Origin of the sequence: Pseudomonas sp. OTU5201, from assembly GCF_038440135.1 — a bacterium.
GTDB lineage: Bacteria > Pseudomonadota > Gammaproteobacteria > Pseudomonadales > Pseudomonadaceae > Metapseudomonas > Metapseudomonas resinovorans.
Map to the genome: position 1 here is coordinate 1 of NZ_JASATC010000032.1, position 17,908 is coordinate 17,908.

Genomic DNA, 17,908 nt, shown 5'->3' on the forward strand with positions numbered 1-17,908 from the left:
AAGCCAGCTCCTAAGGGCGATGCGGCTGCTTGCAACATGTCATGCAGACATCGCGAACTCATTCGCCACCACAAAGCAATGTTTACCCCAGCAAATCCTTCCAGCCAAACACCTCGCAGGCATTGCGCGTGCTGGCCGCGGCCAATGCCTCGGGTGTAACGCCGCGGATTTCGGCCAGGGCCGCGCAGATATCCGGCAGAAACTCCGGGCTGTTGCGCCCATAGGGGTGCATGGCCGGCGCCATGTCCGGCGAGTCGGTTTCCAGCACGATGTCTTCCAGCGGCAGTTGCGCCACCACCTTGCGCAAGCGGTTGGCCTGGGGCCAGGTGGGAGCGCCGCCGAGGCCTAGGCGGAAGCCCAGTTTGCGGTATTCGTTTGCCTCTTCGGTGCTGCCGGCGAAGGCGTGGATGATGCCGGCGCGCTTGAGGCGAAAACGCTTCAGCGTGGCGATCACGGCTGCGTGGCTGCGCCGTACATGCAGCAGCGGCGGCAGCTCGAACTCCTGTGCCAGGGCCAACTGCGCCTCGAACAGTCGCTGTTGTTCGTCGCGGTCCAGATCGGGGACGAAATAATCCAGGCCGATCTCCCCTACGGCGCAGAGTTTCGGGTGGCTCGCGTGCCGCTCCAGCCACTGGCGCAGTTCCGCCACATGCTCGTCCCGGTGCTGCGCCAGGTAGATCGGGTGCAGGCCGAAGGCGGTGCAGAAATCGTCGCCGGAATTGGCCAGGTCCCAGACCCGCTGCCAGTTGTCACGGAACACCCCGAGCAGGACCTGGCGCCGCACGCCCAGCGCGCGGCAACGCACCAGCACGCCGCTGCGATCGGCGTCGAAGTCGGGGAAGTCCAGATGATTGTGGGTATCGATCAGCATGGCGCCAGCATATACCGCCTATCCCCGGTCTGACATGCCCATTCCTGGGGCGTTGTGGCTGTTTTTTCCGGTGCATCCGCTCTGTCTCGGGGCATCGCGCGGGGCAGGGAAAACAAGGCCGAAAACGCTATTGAACACTCGTTCATGCTCGGCTATGGTTGGGCCACTCGCCGGTTCGCTGATGCAGTCACGTGACCCGGATTTCACCCTTTGCGATGGGGCCCGAACATGCGTTTCGCTTCGCTTGTTGAGAGAATGGCAGGGCCAGGCACAGCAGCCTGGGATATTCACTACGCGGCCATCGCCGCCCAACGTGCGGGCGAGGACGTCATAGTCCTCAGCATTGGCGATCCGGATTTCGCAACCCCCGCCCCCATCACCGCAGCAGCCATCCAGGCCTTGCAGGCCGGTGACACTCATTACTGTGACGTCGCCGGTCGGCCCGAGCTGCGCCAGGCCATCGCCGATCTGCATGGCCGCCTGACCGGCCAGCCGGTGTCGGCGGACAGCACCATTCTGGTGGCCGGCGCACAGAACGGTCTTTACGCTGCCGCCATGTGCCTGCTGGAGGCCGGCGATGAGGTCATCGTCTTCGATCCGGTGTACGTCACCTACGAAGCCACTTTGAAGGCTACCGGCGCCACCCTGGTAAGGGTGCCCTGTCCGGCGGAGGGCGGCTTCCGCCCCGACCTCGCTGCTTTGCGTGGAGCGATCAGCGAGCGTACCCGCGCCATCTTCTTCGCCAACCCCAACAACCCGACCGGCGTGGTACTCAGCGCCGAAGAAATGCAGGCCATCGCCGGGCTGGCACAGCAGCACAACCTGTGGGTGGTGGTGGATGAGGTTTACGAGAGCCTGACTTTCGAACAACCGCACCGCTACTTCGCCACCTTGCCGGGCATGCGCGAGCGCACCGTGAGCATCGGCAGCCTGTCCAAGTCCCACGCCATGACCGGCTGGCGCACCGGCTGGGTGATCGCCAGCCCCGAGTTGGTGGCCCACATCGAAAACCTGGCGCTGAACGTGTTGTATGGCCTTCCCGGTTTTGTGCAGGAAGCCGCGTTGACCGCTGTGCGCACCTATGACCAGGTGACCGGGGAAATGCGCGCGTGCTATCGGCGTCGCCGCGACCTGGTGGTCGATGCGCTGCAGGGCTGCGCACCGCTCGAGGTGCTGACACCTGAAGCAGGGATGTTCGTCCTGCTCGACGTACGGGGCAGTGGCCTCAGTTCCCTGGACTTCGCCTGGAAACTGTTCCGCGAAACCGGCGTCTCGGTGCTGGACGCTGCGGCCTTCGGCCCCTCCGCCGCTGGCTTCGTGCGGCTGTCATTCAGCTTGGGCGAAGCGCAATTGGCCGAGGCCTGCGCGCGCATTCGCCGTTTTGCCGCCACCCTGGGAGCTGGGCCACGCATCGACGTGCGCCCGACCGTTTCGGTCGATACCCGAGCCGCAAAGGCGGAGCCGCCGAAGATGGTGGAGGTGGATTCCATTCACAAACGCTTCGGCCAGTTCGAGGTGCTCAAGGGCGTTTCGCTGACCGCCCGGGAGGGCGGTGTGGTGTCCCTGATCGGGGCCAGTGGTTCGGGCAAGAGCACATTGCTGCGTTGTATAAACATGCTGGAAATCCCCAACCAGGGCACGGTTACGGTCGATGGCGAGCGCATTCGTCTCACCACCAGTCGCATCGGCGAACCGATGGTGGCGGACCAGAAGCAACTGACCCGAGTTCGTTCGCGGCTCGGCATGGTGTTCCAGAGCTTCAACCTCTGGCCCCACCGCACCGTGCTGGAAAACCTCATCGAAGCGCCGATCCAGGTGCTGCGCGAAAGCCGCGCGGAAGCCATCGAGCGTGCCGAGGCCCTGCTGGAGCGGGTAGGGCTCGCCGCCAAGCGCCACGAATATCCCTCCTTCCTGTCCGGCGGCCAGCAGCAGCGGGTGGCCATTGCCCGTGCGTTGGCGGTGGAGCCCAAGGTCATGCTGTTCGACGAGCCCACCTCGGCGCTGGACCCGGAGCTGGTCGGCGAAGTCCTGCGGGTGATCCGCTCCCTGGCCGAAGAGGGCCGCACCATGATCCTGGTAACCCACGAAATGGCGTTCGCCCGTGATGTTTCCAGCCATGTCGCCTTCCTCCATCAGGGGCGTATCGAAGAGGAAGGGCCTGCGCAAGAGGTCTTTCTGAGGCCGCGCAGCGAGCGCTGCCGGCAGTTCGTTAACGCCCACCAGAATCGCTGACTCCGGCCGCCGGGCGCGGCCAGTTCAACAGGCTCTAACCACAACAACATCAAGCAGGGCAGAAACCATGAAGAAGTCTCAACTGGCACGTTGGATGGCGGGTGCGGTAATGCTCATGGCTGGCGCGGTGGGCGCGCAGGCCGAAACCCTGAGATTCGCGATGGCGGCGGAACCCTATCCGCCATTCTCCAGCAAGCAGCCAGACGGCCAGTGGGCAGGCTTCGAGCCGGACCTGATCCGCGCCCTTTGTGCGCAGATGCAGGCCCAGTGCGAGATCGACGAGGTGGCCTGGGATGGCCTGATTCCAGCGCTGATGTCGAAGAAGGTGGATGTGATCTTCAACTCCATGTCCGTCACTGAAGAGCGCGAGAAGCAGATTGCCTTCAGCCGCGCCTATTACGACACCCCGGTCGCAGTGGCCGCACCTGCGGCGCTGGACGTCACCGTCAGCCCCGAAGGACTGAAAGGAAAGGTGGTCGGCGTGCAGCTTTCCACCGTCAGCTCCAACTACCTGAAGCAGCATTACGACGGCATCGCCGACGTGCGCTACTACGACACCCAGGACTCGGTGAACGCCGACCTGGTGGCGGGACGCATCGACCTGATGATGGCCGACGGCATCGCGGTCAGCGCCTTCGTCAAATCCCCTGATGCCCAGGCCGCCGGCATCGAGAACAAGGGCGAGGTGCCCTACGATCCGCTGTTCGGCCGCGGTGTGGGGGCCGGCCTGCGCAAGGACGACGTCGCCCTCAAGGCGAAGCTCGACGAGGCCATCGCCAAGCTGCTGGCCAGCGAGGACTACAAGACCATCTCCGCCAAGTACTTCGACGTCAGCGTCGCGCCGAAGCAGTGACCTCCGGAGCCATCCCGGCTCTGCCGGGATGGCGCATTTCCGCCTCGATGAGGGCCTGCAATGCAGTCTTATTTTGAACTGGTCGGCTTCGGCGCCCAGGGTTGGGGGCCGGCGCTGCTCAAGGGGTTGTGGGTAACCCTGCAGATTTCCGTCGGTGCTTTCCTGGTCGGCATGCTGATTGGCCTGGCCGTCGCGATGGGCAAGCTCAACGGCCCGCGCCCAGTGGCGCAGTTGATGCGTGGATACACCACCCTGTGCCGCGCGATACCCGAGTTGCTGCTGATCCTGCTGCTCTACTATGTCGGCTCCATGGGGCTCAATCAGCTGTTTGCGTGGCTTGGCTATGGCGACCTCAAGCTCAACGGCACGGTGGTCGCCATCGCCGTGCTGGGTCTGGTTCAGGGCGCTTATGCCTCGGAGATCTTCCGGGGGGCCATCCAGGCCATTCCACACGGTCAGATCGAGGCCGCGCGGGCTTTTGGTCTGAGCGGCTTCAGCCTGTTCCGCCGGGTGACCTTGCCGATCATGGCGCCCAACGCCCTGGCCGGAATGGCCAACCTCTGGGTCAACCTGATCAAGGACAGCGCCCTGATCAGTGTGGTCGGCACGAACGAGCTGCTCTTCACCGCCAAGCAGGCGGCTGGCTCGACGCGCCACTACCTGACCTTCTACCTCACCGCCGCGGCCTTCTATTACCTGCTGACGGTGCTCTCCAACCTGTTTTCCGGCTGGCTCGAACGGCGCTTCCGCCGCTGGACCCCATCGGTGTGAGTGAGGGCGTGTGATGACCGCTACCTGGATATTCGACTACGGAAAACTGCTGCTCAGCGGATTGGGCACCACCGTGCTCATCCTCGCCATTTCCGCGGTGCTGGGCTTTGTTCTGGCGCTGCTGGTGGCGCTGGCGCGGATGTCGCGCAACCCGGTGCTGGCGGGCACGAGCCTCGCCTACACCAGTGTGATTCGCGGGACGCCGCTGCTGGTGCAGATCTACATCTTCTACTACGGCCTGGGCAGCCTGTTTGCCCAGTTCCCGTTGATTCGCGGCAGCTTCCTCTGGCCGTACCTGCGCGACGGCTTCTGGTACATCGTCATCGCCCTGGTGCTCTCGGTGGGGGCCTATGTCGGCGAAGTCATTCGTGGCGGCATGAAGTCCGTGCCCAAGGGAGAGCTGGAGGCCGCGGCGGCTTTCGGCATGCGCCAGCGCCTGGTGCTGATGCGGGTCTGGTTGCCGAGGGCGATCCGTCTGCTGCTCCCGACCTTGGCCGGTGAGACGGTGATGCTGCTGAAGTCCACCGCGCTGGCGTCGACCGTGGCGGTGGTCGACCTCCTGGGGGCGGCCAACGTGGTGCGTGCCCAGACCTTCCAGATCTACCAGCCGCTGCTGCTGGTGGCAGGCATCTACGTCTGCCTGACCTTCATGATCGAGATGGGCTTCGGCCTGGCGGAGCGACGATCGATGTTTCGCCGGGCCAACTAGTGGATAGCTATTTGTAGGGGCGAATGAATTCGCCCCTACAGGTTTCGGATTTGCCTGAGAGGGTCAGGCATAGGCCCCGCGCCGCAGGCTGTCGACCCAGCGGCGGCTGATCTCCAGGCCTTCCTCGGCGCTGAAGTTGGCGGGATTGAGACACCATTCCAGCCACAGGCCGTCGAGCATGGCCGACAGGCCGATGGCCGCAAGACGCGGTTTGGCGATGGAGAAGCCTTCTTCCCGGGCGAGCTCAGAGAGCAGTTGTTCCAGCAGGACCAGGGAACCGCCGTAGGTGCGTTCGTGGGCTTCGTTCACTTGGGGGGAATGGCGGATAAGGCTCCAGAACACCACCCAGGGGCTAAGCAGGTCGGGGTCCAGGGTGACTGGCGAGAAGTAGCCGGTCAGGAAGGCTTCGAGACGCGCGGCAGGTGCCGGGCCGGCGGCATCGATGCGGGCCACCAGGGCCTGGTTGACCTCGCTGGCGAGGGTCTCGTAGGCCTGCGCGACCAGGGCGTCGATGCTGCCGAAATAGTGATTGATCAGGCCGACGGCGACGTTGGCCTCCTTGGCGATGCGGCGCACCGAAATGCCGGCGTGGCCTTCGGCGACCAGGCAGCGCAGCGCGGCGCGCACCAGATGTTCACGGCGTTCGTCGGGGTTGGTGCGGGGCTGTCTTTCGCGGGGCGTATCCAAGAGGCGATTTCCTTCGCTCGATGGGCCGGGATAGTACCGCCTGGCCCGACGACAAACCAACCGTCCGGACGTATCCGGCGGCCAAGAGGAGGTAGGACATGATCGAAGATGTCTCCCTGTGCGTGGCGGGGGATTCCGGTGCCCGCCTGCGGGTACCAGCCTGGCGCCTGGACAGCGGCAAACCGGGCCCCAAGGTCCACTTGCAAGCCGGGGTCCACGCCGACGAGATCGCCGGCATGCTGGTGCTGCACAAGCTCCTGCCACGCCTGATCCAGGCGGCTGAGCACGGCCTGCTGCGCGGCAACGTGACCGTGGTGCCCCAGGCCAACCCGTTGGGCATTAGCCAGTTCCGTCACGGGCGCATCCTGGGCCGTGTACACGAGCCCAGCAGCCGCAACTTCAACCGTGGCTTCCCTGAGTCTGCGGCGCAGGCCCGGCCGGTTGGCAGTCTCGCCGCCTGGCAGAAGGCGCTTGCCGGACTCGCCGCCGAGGCCGATATCGTCCTTGATCTGCATACCGACGACGAAGCGCTGCAATACGTCTACCTGCATCAGTGTTTCTGGCCCGCCGGCGAGGACCTCGCTTCAGCCCTTGGGGCCGAAGTGGCGATTATCTGGGAAGGAGACGGCGATGGTGCCTTCGAGGAGGTGGTGATCGCGCCCTGGCTGGCGGACGGTCGCATCGAGGGGCGCCTGGTGTCCACCGTCGAGCTGCGTGGGCAGGGGGATGTGAGTGACGCCCTGGCACAGCAGGATGCCGATGGGCTCTATACCTTTCTATGCGCCCGTGGTCTTGTTGAAGAGCCGGCGCAGTTACCGGCGTGGCAGGGCAGGGCGGTGCCCATCGGGCATATGGAAACCGTATTCGCGCCGACTGCCGGAGTGCTGGTGTTCGAGCGCGAGCTGGGCGACTCCGTCGAGGCCGGTGAATGCTTCGCCCGTGTCATAGCCACCCCCGGCGACCCGTCCAGCGAACACCGGCTGTTGGCGCCCCAGGCGGGTCTGATGGTCACCCGCTATCGCGACCGGCTGGTGCCGGCAGGCGCGATAGTGGCCAAGTTCACCGGCTCGTTACCGTCGAGCACCTGGACCTCCGGTGCGCTCGACCCATAACAGCCCTGTCGTAGGAGCCAGCTTGCTGGCGAACGGGAGGCTCCGATTCGCGAGCGAGCTCGCTCCTACAGGGACGTGCGGGGTTCGGATGTAGGAGCCAGCTTGCTGGCGAAAGGCGTGGTGAGGTTCGCGAGCAAGCTGGCTCCTACAACCAGACCGCGTCCCAGAACGGATAGTCTGCCAATTTCACCACCAGACCAGCGCGCAAGGGATTGGCAACGACATAGCGGGCCACCGCCTGCACGTCTTCCTCTCTGCGAAGGGCATGGTCATGAAAACCTTTCTGCCACACACGCCCGCTACTTCTCTTCATTGAATTCAGGGCAATGGCGGAGCGGGACTTCAGTCGCCTCACCTGCTGTTCCAGGGTTCCGGACTGCAGTTGGACGAGCCAATGCAGATGGTCAGGCATCAGCACCCAGGCAAGGGTTTCCAGCGACACCCTCTCCCCCATAGCATGGATCTCCCGAGCGACGAGGCAGCCGGGGCTCCATTGGGCGAACACGGGTGCCCGCTCATGGGTAACGGTGGTCAGTAGATAAATTCGGCCGGGCTCGGAGAAGCGGCCTTTACGCAGGTTCCTTCCTTGATAGCGCATCCATTGCGCTCCCTGTGGAGAAAACAGGGAGGTTTGCTCAGGGCTTCAAGAGGGGCAAGGGCGCCCGATGTAGGAGCCAGCTTGCTGGCGAAAGGGATGTTCCGATTCGCCAGCAAGCTGGCTCCTACAGGTTTACGTCCTCAATGGTGCTCGCGGGTGGCGCGGAATTTCACGTCTGGCCAGCGCTCTTCCATCAGACTGAGGTTCACGCGGGTCGGAGCCAGGTAAGTGAGGTGACCGCCGCCGTCCACGGCTAGGTTCTCGAAGGCCTTGTCCTTGAACTCCTTGAGCTTCTTCTCATCCTTGCACTCGATCCAGCGTGCCGACCAGACGTTGATCGCCTCGTAGGCGCACTCGACCTTGTATTCCTCCTTCAGGCGGCTGGCGACCACGTCGAACTGCAGCACGCCCACGGCGCCGAGGATGATGTCGTTGTTGCGCTCGGGGAAGAACACCTGGGTGGCGCCTTCCTCGGCCAGTTCTTGCAGGCCCTGGCGCAGCTGCTTGGACTTCAGCGGGTCCTTCAGGCGCACGCGGCGGAACAGTTCCGGGGCGAAGTGCGGGATACCGGTGAAGCCCAGGGCCTCGCCTTCGGTGAAGGTGTCGCCGATCTGGATGGTGCCGTGGTTGTGCAGGCCGATGATGTCGCCGGCGAAGGCCTCTTCCAGCTGCTCACGCTCGCTGGAGAAGAAGGTCAGGGCGTCGGCGATCTTCACGTCCTTGCCCAGGCGCACGTGGCGCATCTTCATGCCCTTCTCGTACTTGCCCGAGCAGATGCGCATGAACGCGATGCGGTCGCGGTGTTTCGGGTCCATGTTCGCCTGGATCTTGAACACGAAGCCGGAGAACTTCTCTTCGATGGGTTCGACGTTGCGCTCATGGGTGGCGCGCGACAGCGGCTGCGGTGCCCAGTCGACGATGCAGTCGAGCACCTGGTCGACACCGAAGTTGCCCAGCGCGGTTCCGAAGAACACCGGGGTCATGTGGCCCTTGAGGAACTCTTCCTTGTCGAACTCGTGGCAGGCGCCCTGCACCAGTTCCAGCTCCTCGACGAAGTTGTCGTAGAGGTCGCCCAGGTGGGCGCGGGCTTCGTCTGAGTCGAGCTTGTCGATCACCTTGATCTCGGTGCGCTCGTGGCCGTGGCCCGGGGTGTAGACGATGATCTTGTCCTGGGACAGGTGGTACACGCCCTTGAAGTCCTTGTAGCAACCGATCGGCCAGGTGATGGGCGCGGCCTTGATCTTCAATACCGCCTCGATCTCATCCAGCAGTTCGATGGGGTCGCGGATGTCGCGGTCCAGCTTGTTGATGAAGCTGACGATGGGGGTGTCGCGCAGACGGCAGACTTCCATCAGGGCAATGGTGCGTGGCTCTACACCCTTACCACCGTCGAGGACCATCAGCGCCGAGTCCACCGCGGTCAGGGTGCGGTAGGTGTCTTCGGAGAAGTCTTCGTGGCCGGGGGTGTCGAGCAGGTTGATCATGTGCTCGCGGTAGGGGAACTGCATCACCGAGGTGGTGATGGAGATGCCGCGCTGCTTTTCCATCTCCATCCAGTCGGAGGTGGCGTGCCGGTCGGATTTACGCGACTTCACGGTACCGGCCACGGCGATGGCCTTGCCCATCAGCAGCAGCTTTTCGGTGATGGTGGTCTTACCGGCGTCGGGGTGGGAAATGATCGCGAACGTGCGGCGTTTCGCGACTTCGGCGGCCTGGATGGTCATGGAGGGTGCCTGCTGGAATCGATGGCGGGGCGCGGACGGCCCGGAAAAGCGCGGGATTATAGCGGGAAATGGATGCTCGATCAGCGCCGCCGGGCATGTTGGGCTTCGCTTCGCTCTGCGCCAACCTACTGCGCTGCTGCGCAGCCATTTGCGAATGAATTCGCCCCCACAGGGGAAAGACCCGCCGTCACCCTGTCATCACCCTGAAATCCGCGTCTGTGCAGCATTTCATAGCGTTTTGTTGAAGATTCGAAACAGTCAACTGGCCATGCGACAAAGGGATGCGAGAAAGCGGCAATTTTTGATTGATCTGTGGTTCCTGTGGTCCTAAAGTTCGCGCCCGAACGTCCATGCTGGCAACGATCCATCCGGCTCAAGTACTGACGACGAGAGGTTTGAAGTCATTGATGACTGAAAATCCTCGGCGACATGCCTTGGGAAGTAGGCGAACCAAAGTGGGGAAACTGATCAGACGTTCAGGCCTGTTGTCCAACGCAACACTGGCCACCCCTAACAACTTTCGTTTGTTTTGCCATATGGAGTCCCTCGCATGTCGATCAAGGTCGAAGACTATTTCTCGCCCGAAACTTTCCAGCGCATGAAGGCGTTCGCCGACAAGCAAGAAACCCCGTTCGTGGTGATCGACAAGCAGACCATCGCTGATTCCTACGACCAGTTGGTGAGCTGCTTCCCCTTCGCCAAGGTCTACTACGCGGTGAAGGCCAACCCGGCTACCGAGATCACCGAACTGCTGCGCGACAAGGGTTCCAACTTCGACATCGCCTCCATCTATGAGCTGGACAAGGTGATGAAGACCGGCGTTGGCCCGGAGCGCATCAGCTACGGCAACACCATCAAGAAAGCCCGCGACATCCGCTACTTCTTCGAGAAGGGCGTGCGCCTGTTCGCCACCGACTCCGAAGCCGACCTGCGCAACATCGCCAAGGCTGCCCCGGGCGCCAAGGTCTATGTGCGAATCCTCACCGAGGGTTCCACTTCGGCGGACTGGCCGCTGTCGCGCAAATTCGGTTGCAACCCGGACATGGCCCTGGACCTGCTGATCCTCGCCAAGCAACTGGGCCTGGTGCCTTACGGCGTGTCCTTCCATGTGGGCAGCCAGCAGCGCGACATCGACGTCTGGGACGCCGCCATCGCCAAGGTCAAGGTGATCTTCGAGCGCCTGAAGGAAGAAGACGGCATCACCCTGCAGATGATCAACATGGGCGGTGGTTTCCCGGCCAACTACATCCAGCGCACCAACAGCCTGGAAACCTACGCCGAGGAAATCATCCGCTTCCTCAAGGAAGATTTCGGCGACGAGCTGCCGGAAATCATCCTGGAGCCGGGCCGTTCCCTGATCGCCAACGCCGGCATCCTGGTCAGCGAAGTGGTGCTGGTGGCGCGCAAGTCGCGTACCGCCGTAGAGCGCTGGATCTACACCGACGTGGGCAAGTTCTCCGGCCTGATCGAAACCATGGACGAGGCCATCAAGTTCCCGATCTGGGTCGAGAAGAAGGGTGAGGTGGAAGAAGTGGTGATCGCCGGCCCGACCTGCGACAGCGCCGACATCATGTACGAGAACTACAAGTACGGCCTGCCGCTGAACCTGGCCGCTGAAGATCGCCTCTACTGGCTGTCCACCGGCGCCTACACCACCAGCTACAGCGCGGTGGAGTTCAACGGCTTCCCGCCGCTGAAGGCCTACTACCTGTAAGCCAGTACGCGCTTCGAACAAGGCCCGCCTTCATGGCGGGCCTTGTCATATTCGGGGCGTGGTTTCTTGTGCGTTGTCAGGGCAGTAAGATGAGCGCAAGTTCCATTTGTAAACGATTATCGACTGGCCCGTTGCCGGTCCGAAGAGGTTCGCCGCCTTGACTGCGCTCATTCCTGCCGAGATTGCCGCTGTTGCCGATTACGAAGCCTTCGCCCGTGAGCGCATGACGCCGCAAGCCTGGGCCTATCTGGCCGGCGGCGCGGCGGATGAGCAGACCCTGGCTGACAATCTCGCGGCCTTCCAGCGTGTGCGCCTGCTCAATCGGGTGCTGGAGGATCTTCAGGGAGGTCACACTCGTTTGCAGCTCTGCGGCCTCGGGCTGGACTATCCGATTCTTCTGGCGCCCGTAGCGTTCCAGAAGCTGGCCCATCCTGACGGCGAACTGGCCAGCGTGCTCGGCGCTTCTGCCATGGGCGCGGCGATGGTGGTCAGCACTCAGGCCAGTGTCAGCCTGGAAGCCATTGCCCAGGCTGCACAGACTCCCCTCTGGTTCCAGCTCTACATCCAGCCGGATCGTGAGTTCACTCGCGACCTGGTGCGGCGTGTCGAGGTGGCTGGTTATCGCGCGTTGGTGGTGACGGTGGATGCGCCGGTCAACGGCATGCGTAACCGTGAGCAGCGAGCGGGATTCGTCCTGCCGGAGGGCCTCGAAGCGGTGAACTTGAAAGGCATGCGCAGCCTGCCGCCCAGCGTCGCCCAGCCGGGTACGAGCCCGCTGTTCGGCAGCCCGTTGCTGACCCATGCGCCGACCTGGAAGGACCTGGAGTGGCTGCAATCCCTCACTCACTTGCCGGTGCTGGTCAAGGGGGTGATGAATCCACGGGATGCCGAGCGCGCGGTGGAGCGGGGCGTCGCTGGAGTCGTGGTCTCCAACCACGGCGGCCGGACCCTGGACGGCATGCCGGCGACGCTGGACGTGCTGCCGGCGGTTGCTCAGGCAGTGGCCGGCAGGGTGCCGGTGTTGCTCGATGGTGGCGTTCGTCGTGGAACCGACGTGTTCAAGGCGCTCGCGTTGGGCGCGAGTGCGGTGATGATCGGCCGTCCCTACGTTCATGGGCTGGCTACCGCGGGAGCCTCTGGCGTGGCCCACGTACTGCATCTGCTGCGTACTGAACTGGAAGTGGCGATGGCCCTGACGGGGTGCGCGAGCCTGGCCGACATCGAGTCTTCCCTGATCTGGCGTTAGACCTTCTGGCGTCACCTGCCAGAAAACCGAATGGATTATCCGATCATCCGTGGCGGTTTTCACGGGTTGCCTTTGCATCAAGGTTGAAAAGTGACCATTCAGTCACCTTTCTTGCTCGGCAGGAACATGTTCGAGTCTGATTCTGTAGTTCGGTGATTTTTGAAGATTTTTATTGGTTTTTCTATCGAATCTCATGAGATATCAGGTACTTGATGTTATCGGTGATCCAAAGAGAAGTGTAAAGATTATGTAAATATTGTGTTTGGAATATTTACTGATAAACGTTCGCAAATAGAATCGCGCCCCATCTTCACTGGGGAGTGATTCTTATGAGCAAAAAGAACAATCTGCCGCAACGCGCCGTCCTGGCCACTGCCGTCGGTCTCGTCACGGCATCTTCTGCTGGCCTGGCCATGGCCGCCGAACAGGGCAAGCTTGAACTCGGCACTGTCAAAATCGATAGCAAGGCCGAGAAGTCGTACAAAGTCGAGGAGTCCGCTTCCTCCAAGTACACCGCGCCGTTGCTGGACACTCCGCAGACCATCACCGTGGTTCCCAAGGAAGTCATCAAGGAGCAGCAGGCACTGAGCCTGCGCCAGGTGCTGTCCAACGTCTCCGGTATCACCTTCAACGCCGGTGAGGGCGGTGGTGGTTCTGGCGATAGCATCAACATCCGTGGCTTCTCTGCGAACAACAACATCCAGATCGACGGCCTGCGTGACAGCGCCCAGACCAGCCGTACCGATACCTTCAACATCGAGCAGGTCGAGGTCATCAAGGGCCCGAACTCGGTGTTCGGCGGCGCCGGCACCACCGGTGGCAGCATCAACATCATCAGCAAGCAGCCGATGGATCGCGCCTTCACCACCCTGGGCGGCGGCTTGGGAACCGACAACTACCACCGCCTGACCCTGGACGCCAACCAGCCGCTGGAAGGCGTAGGCACCGACAGTGCCTTCCGCGTGAACCTGATGGCCCACGAGAACGACGTGCCGGGCCGCGACGAGATCGACCGCGAACGTTGGGGCGTTGCCCCCTCGCTGCGCCTGGGCTTCAACGAGTCCACTCGCCTGACCCTGAGCGCCTTCCACCAGACCGACGACAATCTGCCGGACTACGGCGTGCCGGCCCTTAATGGCAAGAAGATCGCTGGCGTCAGCCGCGAGGACTACTTTGGCTGGGACAACCTGGACAAGGACGAGATCGAGCAGAGCGCTTTCACTGCGAACCTCGAGCACGAATTCAATGACCAACTGCGCCTGCAGAACCTGACTCGTTACAGCCGTATCGACCGCAACACCATCGTCTCGGCGTCCCATGTGAACCTCACTGGGGTCCCGGCGGGCCGTTATCGTCCGGCAGGCCCGCAGGCTTCCGGCCGGGACACCACCACCGAGATGTGGATCAACCAGACCAACCTGCGTGCCAGCTTCGCGACATACGGTCTAGATCACGAACTGGTGACCGGTGCGGAAATCTCCCGCGAGGACTTCGACCTCAAGAGCTACAACCATGGTCTGGGCAACGCCCTGTACCCGGCCGACGGCTATGACCTGAGCAACCCACCCGGCCACTGGGGCGGTCCGGTCAACAAGACCACCTCCAGCTACACAGAGAACCAACTGGACGACAAGGCGCTGTATGTCTTCGACACCATCGCCCTGAACGAGCAGTGGGACTTCAACGCCGGCCTGCGCTACGACTGGTTCAAGGGCCACAGCGACACCTTCAGTGCGGCTAACGCGCCGACTGGCAGCTTCACCTCCAAGGACGAGAAACTCAGCAGCCGCGCCGGCCTGGTCTACAAGCCGGTTGAAAACGGTCGCTTCTACGTGGCCTGGGGCAACTCCTTCAACCCTACCGCCGAAGGCATCGCATCCAACGGTGGTGGCCTGACCGCGGCGACCGAGAACCTGGACCCGGAAAAGAACGAGACCTGGGAACTGGGCACCAAGTGGGAACTGCTGGACGGCCGCCTGGAGCTGGATGGCGCGTTGTTCCGCGTGGAAAAGACCAATGCGCGTGAAACCATGGCCGACGGCTCGACCCAACTGGCCGGCAAGCAGCGCGTGGAAGGTGTCGAACTGGGGCTGACCGGTCACATTACCGAGCAATGGGATGTGTTCGCCAACTACACCTTCCAGTCCAGCGAGACCCTGGACGCTGCCGACACTGCTGCGGGTATCGCGCGTGAAGGCCAGGCGCTGGGCAATACCCCGCCGCGCTCCTTCAACCTGTGGACCACCTACGAGCTGCCGGAAGGCTGGACCCTGGGCTACGGCGCGCGCTACATCAGCGAACGCAACGTCAGTTCCAGCACCACCGCCAAGCTGGACGCCTACTGGCTGCACAACGCCATGGTCGGCTACCGGGTCAACGAAAACCTGGACCTGCAGCTGAACGTGAACAACCTGTTCGACAAGGACTACGTGGAGCGTGTGCGTCAGCAGAACGGTACCGACGCGCGTTCCTCGGCCATCGAATACGGCGATGCGCGTTCGGCGATCCTGACCGCCAGCTACTCGTTCTGACGGACGAGTCACGGGCCCTGCCTGGTGCAGGGCCCGTGTCGCTGTAAATAAAAGGTAAAACTTTCGTTTCCTGATTTAATGCATCCCGTTCTCAAATAAAATCGCCCCCGGTCAGGCATGGGGCCTGCCGCGAACAAGCGATTTGACGCACCACCAGGTGCGTATCCGAGGGATATCACGTGTTGAAGAAGACCCTGTTCCAGCTGCACTGGCTGTTCGGTATCAGTGCGGGGCTGGTGCTGGCACTGATGGGCATCACCGGGGCCGCGTACAGCTTTCAGGAAGAAATCCTCCGCCTGCTCAACCCGGAGACCCTGACGGTCGAGGTGCGTGACAGCGGCGTGCTGCCGCCGGCCGAGCTGGTGAGCAGGATCGAGGCAGCCGAAGGCAAGAAAGTTTCCGGCCTGTGGGTAGAAACGAGCACCGACCATGCCGCCCGCGTCTTCTTCACACCGCCGCCGGGCGAGCGCCGTGGCCCCATGCGCTACTTCGACCCCTACACCGGCGAGTTGCTGGGCCAGCCGACCGGCCAGCAGTTCTTCGGCCTGATGCTGCAGCTGCACCGTTTCCTCGCCATGGGCGAGTTCGGCAAGCAGATCACCGCCGCCTGCACCCTGATCCTCATTTTCTTCTGTCTGTCCGGCCTCTACCTGCGCTGGCCGCGCAAAGCCACCAGCTGGCGCGCCTGGCTGACCCTCGACTGGTCGCGCAAGGGACGCAGCTTCAATTGGGACCTGCACGCCGTAGCGGGCACCTGGTGCCTGGTGTTCTACCTCCTGGCCGCGCTGACCGGCCTGTACTGGTCCTACGAGTGGTACCGCGAAGGCCTCACCCGCCTGCTTTCCGATGCACCGGCCGGCCAGCAGGGCAAGCCCGGCGAGCGTCGTGGCGAAGGCCGTGGCCGTCCCGGCGCGGAGGCGCCGTCCGGCCCGCCGCTGGTGGTGGACTACGACGCCGTGTGGAAAAGCATTCGCGATACCGCCGGCCCGACCCTGAGCACCTACAACCTGCGCCTGCCGCCGGTGGGCGGCAAGCCTGCGCAGGTGTTCTACCTGCTGGAAGATGCCGACCATTCCCGCGCGCTCAATCAGATCGTCCTTGACCCCGCCACCGGCAAGGTGACGCGCAGCGACCGCTACACCGACAAGCGCTTCAAGGCCCAACTGCTGACCAGCGTCTATGCGCTGCATGTGGGCGAGTACTTCGGCCTGCCGGGCCGCATCCTGGTGATGGTGGCGAGCCTGACCATGCCGCTGTTCTTCGTTACCGGCTGGCTGCTCTACCTCGACCGCCGACGCAAGAAGCGTGCGATCAAGGCCGTCCGTGGTGGCCTGGCCGAGAGCGGTGGGCAGGATTCCTGGTTGATCGGTTTCGCCAGCCAGAGCGGTTTCTCCGAGCAACTGGCCTGGCAGAGCGCCAGCCAGCTCCAGGCTGCCGGCCTGCCGGTACGGGTCGAACCCCTCGCCGCGCTGGACGGCGGCACGCTGGCCCAGGCCCGCAACGCGCTTTTTGTGGTCAGCACCTTTGGCGATGGCGAAGCGCCGGACAATGCCCGTGGCTTCGAGCGCAAGGTGCTTGGCCAGGCTTCCCAACTCGGCGGCCTGCGTTTTGCCGTGCTGGCCTTGGGGGATCGCCAGTACGAACAGTTCTGTGGCTTCGGCCGCCGCCTGCAGGCCTGGCTGAAAGGGCAGGGCGCGAGCCAGCTGTTCGAGCCGGTGGAGGTGGATAACGGCGACAGCAGTGCCCTGCAGCAATGGCAGCAGCGGATCGCCCAGGTTTCCGGCAGCGCCATGCTGACGCCCTGGAGCGGCCCGGCTTTCGAAAGCTGGACCCTGGAAGGTCGCGAACACCTCAATCCAGGTAGCCAGGGCGAATCCGCCTGGCTGCTGCGCCTGCGCGCCCCGGCGGGTAGCCAGGTGGATTGGCAGGCCGGCGACCTGGTGGAAATCCTCCCGCGCCAGGCCGAGCCACGCATTCAGGCCTGGCTCGACCAGCATGGCCTCGACGGTAACGCGCAGGTGGAGCTGGACGGTCAGCGCCAGTCGCTGCGCCAGGCCCTGGCCGGGCGTCTGCTGCCGAACTCCTTCGAACATCTTGTCGGGCTGCAGCCGCAAGCCCTGGTGCAGGCGCTGATCGGCCTCTCGGTGCGTCAGTATTCGATCGCGTCACTGGCCAGTGACGGTGTGCTGGAGCTGATCGTGCGCCAGGAACAGCACGCCGATGGCAGCTTGGGCATCGCCTCCGGCTGGCTGACCCACTACCTGCCGCAGGGCGCTGTCGTGCCCCTGCGCCTGCGTCGCAACAGTCGCTTCCACCTGATCGACGAAGATCGGCCGCTAATCTTCATCGGCAACGGTACTGGCCTCGCCGGCCTGCGTAGCCTGCTCAAGGGGGCCATCGCTGCCGGGCGCAATCGCAACTGGCTGTTGTTCGGTGAGCGCAACCAGGCCCACGACTTCTATTGCCGTGACGAGTTGCAGGGCTGGTTGGCCCGGGGCGAACTGCAGCGCCTGGATCTCGCCTTCTCCCGCGACCAGGCCGAAAAGATCTATGTGCAGGACCGTTTGCGCGAAGCGGCTGACGAACTGCGCACCTGGCTGGCGGACGGCGCGGTGATCTATGTCTGTGGCAGCCTGCAGGGCATGGCCGAGGGCGTCGATCGCACCCTGCGCGACATCCTTGGCGACCTGGCGCTGCAGCAACTGAATGACGAGGGTCGTTATCGCCGCGACGTGTACTGAAGTCGCTGTGCGCCGAACCGAGTGATCCCTGCTCCTGGGGAACGTTCGCCCCGCCTTGTGCGGGGCGTTTTTTGCTCGGGAGCAGGCAGCTTGATTGCCCCTGTAGGAGCCAGCTTGCT

Annotated in this window: 13 protein-coding genes; 9 read left to right on the plus strand and 4 right to left on the minus strand. The window is 63.5% G+C overall.

Features of this window, described 5'->3' with window-relative positions; genetic code table 11:
- Positions 1 to 82 precede the first annotated feature (82 nt).
- Positions 83 to 871, minus strand: coding sequence for a TatD family hydrolase (locus AAHM40_RS19050; RefSeq protein ID WP_342246038.1), 789 nt, complete (start codon positions 869 to 871; stop codon positions 83 to 85).
- A 228-nt stretch (positions 872 to 1,099) separates the two neighbouring features.
- Here AAHM40_RS19050 and AAHM40_RS19055 point away from each other — a divergent pair, with 228 nt between their 5' ends.
- The 4 genes from AAHM40_RS19055 to AAHM40_RS19070 all read left to right on the plus strand — a co-directional run bounded on the left by AAHM40_RS19055 (position 1,100) and on the right by AAHM40_RS19070 (position 5,436).
- Positions 1,100 to 3,103 carry an aminotransferase class I/II-fold pyridoxal phosphate-dependent enzyme gene (locus AAHM40_RS19055; protein WP_342246039.1) on the plus strand — a complete coding sequence of 668 codons (2,004 nt, stop codon included), beginning with the start codon at positions 1,100 to 1,102 and terminating at the stop codon, positions 3,101 to 3,103.
- A gap of 67 nt (positions 3,104 to 3,170) precedes the next feature.
- A complete protein-coding gene (locus tag AAHM40_RS19060; RefSeq protein WP_342246040.1) occupies positions 3,171 to 3,956 on the plus strand; it encodes a transporter substrate-binding domain-containing protein in 786 nt (261 codons plus the stop codon).
- 60 nt (positions 3,957 to 4,016) lie between these two features.
- The gene (locus AAHM40_RS19065; RefSeq protein ID WP_280285668.1) at positions 4,017 to 4,727 is read left to right on the plus strand and encodes an ABC transporter permease; all 711 of its coding nucleotides are present in this window, start codon (positions 4,017 to 4,019) and stop codon (positions 4,725 to 4,727) included.
- 13 nt (positions 4,728 to 4,740) lie between these two features.
- Positions 4,741 to 5,436 (plus strand): ABC transporter permease, encoded by a 696-nt coding sequence (locus AAHM40_RS19070; RefSeq protein ID WP_342246041.1) that lies wholly within the window; start codon positions 4,741 to 4,743, stop codon positions 5,434 to 5,436.
- A gap of 63 nt (positions 5,437 to 5,499) precedes the next feature.
- Here the strand turns inward: AAHM40_RS19070 and AAHM40_RS19075 are convergent, their stop codons facing one another.
- The gene (locus AAHM40_RS19075) at positions 5,500 to 6,123 is read right to left on the minus strand and encodes a TetR family transcriptional regulator C-terminal domain-containing protein (RefSeq protein ID WP_190827063.1); all 624 of its coding nucleotides are present in this window, start codon (positions 6,121 to 6,123) and stop codon (positions 5,500 to 5,502) included.
- Positions 6,124 to 6,221: 98 nt separating this feature from the next.
- On the opposite strand from AAHM40_RS19075, the gene AAHM40_RS19080 reads away from it, so the two are divergent.
- Positions 6,222 to 7,235: a succinylglutamate desuccinylase/aspartoacylase domain-containing protein gene (locus tag AAHM40_RS19080; RefSeq protein ID WP_342246042.1), complete on the plus strand. Its 1,014-nt coding sequence runs from the start codon at positions 6,222 to 6,224 to the stop codon at positions 7,233 to 7,235.
- A 145-nt stretch (positions 7,236 to 7,380) separates the two neighbouring features.
- On the opposite strand, the gene AAHM40_RS19085 is transcribed toward AAHM40_RS19080, so the two are convergent.
- Positions 7,381 to 7,833: an REP-associated tyrosine transposase gene (locus tag AAHM40_RS19085; RefSeq protein WP_342246043.1), complete on the minus strand. Its 453-nt coding sequence runs from the start codon at positions 7,831 to 7,833 to the stop codon at positions 7,381 to 7,383.
- Positions 7,834 to 7,973: 140 nt separating this feature from the next.
- On the minus strand, positions 7,974 to 9,557 hold the full coding sequence (locus tag AAHM40_RS19090) for a peptide chain release factor 3 (protein WP_342246044.1): 1,584 nt from the start codon (positions 9,555 to 9,557) through the stop codon (positions 7,974 to 7,976).
- 550 nt (positions 9,558 to 10,107) lie between these two features.
- On the opposite strand from AAHM40_RS19090, the gene AAHM40_RS19095 reads away from it, so the two are divergent.
- The 4 genes from AAHM40_RS19095 to AAHM40_RS19110 all read left to right on the plus strand — a co-directional run bounded on the left by AAHM40_RS19095 (position 10,108) and on the right by AAHM40_RS19110 (position 17,789).
- Complete coding sequence (locus tag AAHM40_RS19095) at positions 10,108 to 11,271, plus strand: type III PLP-dependent enzyme (protein ID WP_342246045.1); 1,164 nt, start codon at positions 10,108 to 10,110, stop codon at positions 11,269 to 11,271.
- A gap of 157 nt (positions 11,272 to 11,428) precedes the next feature.
- Positions 11,429 to 12,517 (plus strand): alpha-hydroxy acid oxidase, encoded by a 1,089-nt coding sequence (locus tag AAHM40_RS19100; protein WP_342246046.1) that lies wholly within the window; start codon positions 11,429 to 11,431, stop codon positions 12,515 to 12,517.
- Between the two features lie 329 nt (positions 12,518 to 12,846).
- Positions 12,847 to 15,048 (plus strand): TonB-dependent receptor, encoded by a 2,202-nt coding sequence (locus AAHM40_RS19105; RefSeq protein WP_342246047.1) that lies wholly within the window; start codon positions 12,847 to 12,849, stop codon positions 15,046 to 15,048.
- 182 nt (positions 15,049 to 15,230) lie between these two features.
- Positions 15,231 to 17,789 carry a sulfite reductase flavoprotein subunit alpha gene (locus AAHM40_RS19110; protein ID WP_342246087.1) on the plus strand — a complete coding sequence of 853 codons (2,559 nt, stop codon included), beginning with the start codon at positions 15,231 to 15,233 and terminating at the stop codon, positions 17,787 to 17,789.
- Positions 17,790 to 17,908: the final 119 nt, after the last annotated feature.

What these genes read in the sequence shown, in the direction of transcription:
- AAHM40_RS19050 (WP_342246038.1), bottom strand. Translation starts at nt 871, where the DNA reads ATGCTGATCGATACCCACAATCATCTGGACTTCCCCGACTTCGACGCC.
- AAHM40_RS19055 (WP_342246039.1), top strand. Translation starts at nt 1,100, where the DNA reads ATGCGTTTCGCTTCGCTTGTTGAGAGAATGGCAGGGCCAGGCACAGCA.
- AAHM40_RS19060 (WP_342246040.1), top strand. Translation starts at nt 3,171, where the DNA reads ATGAAGAAGTCTCAACTGGCACGTTGGATGGCGGGTGCGGTAATGCTC.
- AAHM40_RS19065 (WP_280285668.1), top strand. Translation starts at nt 4,017, where the DNA reads ATGCAGTCTTATTTTGAACTGGTCGGCTTCGGCGCCCAGGGTTGGGGG.
- AAHM40_RS19070 (WP_342246041.1), top strand. Translation starts at nt 4,741, where the DNA reads ATGACCGCTACCTGGATATTCGACTACGGAAAACTGCTGCTCAGCGGA.
- AAHM40_RS19080 (WP_342246042.1), top strand. Translation starts at nt 6,222, where the DNA reads ATGATCGAAGATGTCTCCCTGTGCGTGGCGGGGGATTCCGGTGCCCGC.
- AAHM40_RS19085 (WP_342246043.1), bottom strand. Translation starts at nt 7,833, where the DNA reads ATGCGCTATCAAGGAAGGAACCTGCGTAAAGGCCGCTTCTCCGAGCCC.
- AAHM40_RS19090 (WP_342246044.1), bottom strand. Translation starts at nt 9,557, where the DNA reads ATGACCATCCAGGCCGCCGAAGTCGCGAAACGCCGCACGTTCGCGATC.
- AAHM40_RS19095 (WP_342246045.1), top strand. Translation starts at nt 10,108, where the DNA reads ATGTCGATCAAGGTCGAAGACTATTTCTCGCCCGAAACTTTCCAGCGC.
- AAHM40_RS19105 (WP_342246047.1), top strand. Translation starts at nt 12,847, where the DNA reads ATGAGCAAAAAGAACAATCTGCCGCAACGCGCCGTCCTGGCCACTGCC.